This window comes from Acutalibacter sp. 1XD8-33 (assembly GCF_003612555.1).
Classification (GTDB): domain Bacteria; phylum Bacillota; class Clostridia; order Oscillospirales; family Acutalibacteraceae; genus Acutalibacter.
This window is the reverse complement of sequence record NZ_RAZF01000061.1, coordinates 1-5063: the sequence shown is the minus strand read 5'-3', so window position 1 is coordinate 5063 and position 5063 is coordinate 1. Positions and strand designations below refer to the sequence as shown.

Genomic DNA, 5063 nt, shown 5'->3' with positions numbered 1-5063 from the left:
TTTCTCGCCCTGATTGGGAGTCTATCTTTTTCCCTTCACCTCCGCCACAAAACTACATTTTTTCCTCGGCGCTTTTTTACATTTTATCACTGGCGCTGACAATAGCAGACTTGCAGGGCGTCGGCCTCGGTGATGCCCCACATTACAAGAGGGTAAATATCATCTTTGCACCGCTTCGTCTCGTCCGCCGCGATGCCCACATAATGGAGGGCGGCCTTATCCGCTTTCAAACGGTTCACTTCCTTGTTGACAAGTTGCGTTTTAAGCTGCCCGGTGTACACCAGCGGACATGGATGCCGGGCCAGCCGTTCCCATAAGGTGGGACGCCATATCTTGCCCGATTTTCAATGCTGGACTTCCGCTGCTTCGGTTCCTCGAACATCATCCACTCAAAGCCCTTCGGATGGCGGAGCGTGGTGATGTGCAGGCCACGCTCTCGGAACAGGTAATCATCCACCTTGGCAAGATGCTCGTACATCTCCGGGAACTCCATCCCTGTGTCAGCCGAGATCACCGTGTCGATGGGCATACCCCTTTCGATCATCAGGAGCAGCATGGCCGTGGAGTCCTTGCCTCCAGAGAGGCTCACGGCATGGTAGTGGTCTTGGGTATTGAAAATGCCGCCCTCCTTCATCGGATAGCGGCAAGTAGTATCGTGGATTGGACTGTCCTCGGACAGTTGCTTGTTTTTATCCAAGTTGTTCCTCCTTCAATTTGCAGGGCTTGACACTGCCTGGACTATCCAGCGGGTATTGCGGTCGCCGCCGGAACAGGTGGAGAGGGTGATGATCGTGTCCTCTGCCGTAGGCGTGACGCCCGTGTCGATGACGGACCGTTCCAGCCCGTATCGGATGAATTCCTGCTTTTCCTCCGGGCTTGAAAACTCCCGCTGGTAGGTGGCCGCCGTCAGCCCGGTCTCATAGGCGGCATAGATGTTATACCGCCGTGTGCTGTCCTCATTGGCGAGGTAGACGCTGGGGTTCTCCCGCCAGAAATCAATGTCCTTGTAGTGCTTTAAGCTGCCGAACATGGCCCCGTTCCGCATCCTGTCTCCGTAGATGAGTATGTTGAAATCCCCAAGGAAAGCGTCCGTCCGGCAGTCCAGAAAGACCGCCTCCGCCGCATTCTCCTTGCCGTTCCACGCATGGGTCAGATAGCGGGCATTGTCCCCGCCCTGAAGGAGCGGATAGGAGAGGATGCCCGGTATCGCGATCCAGCCCACCACATCGGGATTGACCTCTTGCAGCGGGGACAGGTCCATGCCGCTGGGGACATCCTCTTTTGCCTCCGCTCCGGGCGCATCCTCCGCAGGGGAAGTCGTGGCAGAGGGAGCGGGGGACGGCTCCACGGCCTCAGACACCCAAATGTCAAGCCCAAGACAAAATTTTTTCGATTATGGGGTCCACGCTCATGTCCACCTTCCCGCTGTCTGCCGTATGGACACTGACATTAAAATCACGGAGCAAAAACCAGTATTGCAGGGTCGCTTCAGAAGCCTGGCCCAGGCGGGAGAGGTCGGAAACCAGAAGAATGTCAACATTTCCATCCGCTGCCTCATTCTGAAACTCCACCAGGCCCGTCCTGTTGTCGAAACCTATTCCACTGGCTATATCGCTGGAAGTGCCAACGATTTCAAAGCTCTGCTCTTTTGCGTATGTTTCCAGCCTGCTCCGCTGTGCCGTCAGCAATTCCGCACTTTCCGGCCCATTGAGCGCCAGGCGACAGTATATCCAAGCTCTTTTCTGTTCCATCACTCTACCTCCATGCTATGATTGAGAAGATTACGGTGCATGAGGCGGTCAGGTCGGCGGATGGGTCAAGGGAGCAGGAAGTGGAGATTTACTACCGCTTTGTTGGCCGGATCGATTGAGACTTTGTTTTAATAGCTTTAAGTAAAGGAATACGGCTGAGAGAACTCGGTTACGACCAGGACGGCGAAAAGCTGGAGGCGTGACCATGTTTTTATTTTTATTCAATCTTTTATTAGGAGGTACTGACATGGTAGCGCTGTATGCAGCACTCATCATCAACGGCCGGAGAACTTTCGATCAGGTCCCAGCGAAGTTCAAGGAGGCTGTAAGGGCTGATCTGGAGGCCCTGAGCCTCGATGAAAACGGCGACCCCGTGGCTTAAGGTGACTGCCTATGATGGACACTGGAAGCTGGGTGCTTGTCAGCAGGAGACTGCCTCCTTATCCAAAACCGGACTCCAAAGCTATCGAGTCCTGGTGTGGGCTGTCCGCGAATATTGATAAAGTACCCAAGACTGGATGTACAGGCAGCACGGCCTACTGCGTCGATACCGGTGACCGCTATATGTTTGAGGAGACTACGGATACCTGGTACCCCATGGCCTCCTCAGGCAACGGCGGCTCGGTTCCGGAGGGGGTTTTATGTGGGATCGTATAATGTTACGCCGAAGGCGGCTGCAACGCAGGTCCTTCCCACCTCCAACAAGTACATGAAAAACAACGTGACCGTGGCAAAAATTCCATACTCCGAAACATCGAATGCCTCTGACGGCACCACAGTAAGCATCGCGGCAAGCTGACGGAGGTGATTTGATTAAGGAGAGCAACGATTACATCACACAGCCTGAACACGAAGAATTCCGCCGGGGTATGGACGCGGAGAACAAGCGTCTGGAGGACGAGAATGTCCGCCAAAATCACCGTCTGGACATCCTGGGGAAGACCGTAGACCAGATTGGCCGAATCAATACCTCGGTGGAGAAACTGGCTCTGAACATGGAGAACATGCTCAAGGAGCAGATTTCCCAGGGCAAGCGCCTTACCAAGCTGGAGAGCCAGGATGGGGAGAAATGGCGGAAGCTGGTTGGGTATGTTCTGGCGGCAGTGGTCGGCGGAATTGTGACCTTTCTGCTTGGGAAGGTCGGAATAGCTTAAGGAGGAACTTCAAGATGAGGATGTGGTATAGGAATCAAAACAAGTCATTAGATCAAAGAGTTAAGCGATTAGAATTCACCAATGCATTACTGGCAATCAGTGTCTTTGCTTTGGTCGTCGGGTTTTTCATCTACTCGTTCCGGATGCGCTGTATCATCAGCGACATTCTGGGTACTGTCGATGGTGTTGTCGCCGTTATGGCTCGCATCTTCGAACGACTTCAGGCTATTGATAATTCTTTCGGAGCGGTCTCGGAAATCTTTGGCGAATTCAATGAAGCTTTCTTGGGATTCCGAGAAATCCTCTTTGAACTCAACGAAATCCTCAGATAAGATTTCTTCAAAAGCGGATTCTTGATTATAGCGTGTTTCCAACCGATCGATAATAACCTGCTGTTGGCGAATCAGCGTATCAATCTGCGGATCTGGTTTAGTGGACATATAGAACTGAAGAAAGCTGATAATGAAACTTGCAATGGATATCCACAGCGATAGATTCGATGGAACTTTACTAGATGTGCTTTTTGATGATTTAACGGTCAGGTCGACACTCGCTGAAAGCACCATGGAAGATTCTTGCACTTGGATCTCGGATATTTTAGGATTATTTATTGAGGTTTCGATTGCTGACGAAAGAAGGGCAATAGTATTCAGCAAATTCTCCTTGCAATCATCGGGAACGACTTGTTTCGTTATAGCAGCAAATTCTGATAAAGCAGAAATTATACCGTTGGTATCGATAGCCATTTCATATCATCTCCATTCTTGTAGATATTATATACCCAAATGTCGGGAGGGTCAACGGAAGCGGGGATGTATCTTTCAAACTAAGAGGAGGATTCAAAATGGAAATCAACTGGAAAGTACGCATCGCAAACAAACAGTTCTGGTTCTCGCTGGTGCCGGCGATCCTGCTGGTCATCCAGGCAGGCGCGGCCATCTTTGGCTGCACCATTGATTTCGGCGAGCTGGGCAATCAGCTGCTGGCGTTTGTGGACGCCGTATTCGTGATCCTGGTGCTGCTGGGCATCGTCAACGACCCCACGACCTCGGGGTACAGTGACAGCAATCGGGCCAGACACTACCAAACACCCTGGGAGGACTGAACCATGCCTGTAAACAAGGTGGTCTTTGGGGAGAACGTGCTGATTGACCTGACCACTGACACCGTTTCTCCGGATAAACTGAAAAAGGGCGTCACGGCCCATGACCGGTCTGGTACGGAGATAACCGGTACAATGGACGACAGTTCAGTTGTTGTCGTGGATGGAGATGAGATCGAGTGTGTTCTCCTTCACGCCTTCCGGGAGGGCGACCGGTTGTTTGCGGAAGACAGCACGGTTACGGCAACGGATCAGCAAGGTCGGATTTTGACCCGGACTTTCACTGATGATGGCAAGACTTGTACGTCGGTACTCGTCGACGCAGATGGAGAAGAGCTGTCCGGATGGTGAAAACTTATGGGCAGGACTAGGCCACCATTACGGACCGGCACGGCAATGTCAAGGTCAAGAAGATTTCGTACAACGGGTCGCGGGTGGATGTGACCGTTGAGTAGGTAAAAGAAAGTCCCGGCTGTCTATGAGATACATCTCTGCGATGGCCGGGAGTCTTTTATATTTTGGAGAGTTCTACGCTTTATCTAGGGAAAGGAAAAAAGGAACTGTCCGGCGGCAAAGACAGCTCCTTAACACTATGCAACAAACAATTCTATGTTGGAGGATACAATGAACAGTTCATCATAATCCCTTGAAATATATGTCATATGTCCATTGATGTGAATAAAGGACGTTAATTTATTTCAAAACTTCATTACGGCTTCTTAGGACTAATAGTCTTAGCTACCGTTTTGCTAGAGTTGCCTTTGCTTATAGTAGCCTGGATATGTACTTTTCCACTATGAGTAACTCTACCCGAGACACGAACGCTGCCTCAGAACCCTTTTGCCATACAAATCATCTCCTTCCTTTCCCTTGATAAAGCGTAGAGCAAATCCTCTCCATGTGGCTCCCGTTCACATCAAAATCAGAGGTTGATACGCCTTCTGATATCATTATACCTGACTTTCTATTGTTCGTCAACACTACATAGTGTCTGCTGAAAAACGGATAAAAGGGAGTCAAAATCAAGGAATGCAAATGGAAACAGGGAAGAAAAGG

Annotated in this window: 12 protein-coding genes; 7 read left to right on the top strand and 5 right to left on the bottom strand. The window is 50.8% G+C overall.

The window, feature by feature from the left end:
- Nucleotides 1-86 precede the first annotated feature (86 nt).
- The 4 genes from D7X94_RS19750 to D7X94_RS17600 are packed head-to-tail and all read right to left on the bottom strand — an operon-like array spanning nt 87 to nt 1751.
- On the bottom strand, nt 87-230 hold the full coding sequence (locus tag D7X94_RS19750) for a hypothetical protein (protein ID WP_330558255.1): 144 nt from the start codon (nt 228-230) through the stop codon (nt 87-89).
- Between the two features lie 5 nt (nt 231-235).
- On the bottom strand, nt 236-697 hold the full coding sequence (locus D7X94_RS17610; protein ID WP_330558254.1) for a phosphoadenosine phosphosulfate reductase domain-containing protein: 462 nt from the start codon (nt 695-697) through the stop codon (nt 236-238).
- Nucleotides 698-709: 12 nt separating this feature from the next.
- Complete coding sequence (locus tag D7X94_RS17605; RefSeq protein ID WP_147401773.1) at nt 710-1348, bottom strand: class B sortase; 639 nt, start codon at nt 1346-1348, stop codon at nt 710-712.
- 19 nt (nt 1349-1367) lie between these two features.
- The gene (locus D7X94_RS17600) at nt 1368-1751 is read right to left on the bottom strand and encodes a recombinase family protein (RefSeq protein ID WP_120429098.1); all 384 of its coding nucleotides are present in this window, start codon (nt 1749-1751) and stop codon (nt 1368-1370) included.
- 17 nt (nt 1752-1768) lie between these two features.
- Between D7X94_RS17600 and D7X94_RS17595 the strand changes: the two genes are divergently transcribed.
- The 5 genes from D7X94_RS17595 (at nt 1769) to D7X94_RS17590 (ending at nt 2905) form a co-directional block, all read left to right on the top strand.
- Complete coding sequence (locus D7X94_RS17595) at nt 1769-1870, top strand: DUF4368 domain-containing protein (RefSeq protein ID WP_120429096.1); 102 nt, start codon at nt 1769-1771, stop codon at nt 1868-1870.
- Between the two features lie 128 nt (nt 1871-1998).
- Nucleotides 1999-2133: a CD1375 family protein gene (locus D7X94_RS19610; RefSeq protein WP_279221808.1), complete on the top strand. Its 135-nt coding sequence runs from the start codon at nt 1999-2001 to the stop codon at nt 2131-2133.
- Nucleotides 2134-2144: 11 nt separating this feature from the next.
- Nucleotides 2145-2408 (top strand): hypothetical protein, encoded by a 264-nt coding sequence (locus tag D7X94_RS18250; protein WP_147401772.1) that lies wholly within the window; start codon nt 2145-2147, stop codon nt 2406-2408.
- The gene (locus D7X94_RS18630; RefSeq protein WP_158591078.1) at nt 2395-2550 is read left to right on the top strand and encodes a hypothetical protein; all 156 of its coding nucleotides are present in this window, start codon (nt 2395-2397) and stop codon (nt 2548-2550) included. The genes D7X94_RS18250 and D7X94_RS18630 overlap by 14 nt, the downstream gene beginning before the upstream one ends.
- A gap of 10 nt (nt 2551-2560) precedes the next feature.
- Nucleotides 2561-2905, top strand: coding sequence for a hypothetical protein (locus D7X94_RS17590; RefSeq protein WP_243111382.1), 345 nt, complete (start codon nt 2561-2563; stop codon nt 2903-2905).
- 86 nt (nt 2906-2991) lie between these two features.
- Here D7X94_RS17590 and D7X94_RS17585 read toward each other — a convergent pair whose 3' ends face one another.
- Entirely contained in the window at nt 2992-3651 is a 660-nt protein-coding gene (locus D7X94_RS17585) for a hypothetical protein (RefSeq protein ID WP_120429094.1), read from the bottom strand.
- A gap of 98 nt (nt 3652-3749) precedes the next feature.
- On the opposite strand from D7X94_RS17585, the gene D7X94_RS17580 reads away from it, so the two are divergent.
- Together D7X94_RS17580 and D7X94_RS17575 are read left to right on the top strand one after the other, a co-directional pair.
- A complete protein-coding gene (locus D7X94_RS17580; RefSeq protein WP_120429092.1) occupies nt 3750-4010 on the top strand; it encodes a phage holin in 261 nt (86 codons plus the stop codon).
- Nucleotides 4011-4013: 3 nt separating this feature from the next.
- Nucleotides 4014-4358: a hypothetical protein gene (locus D7X94_RS17575; RefSeq protein WP_120429090.1), complete on the top strand. Its 345-nt coding sequence runs from the start codon at nt 4014-4016 to the stop codon at nt 4356-4358.
- The last annotated feature ends 705 nt before the right edge of the window (nt 4359-5063 follow it).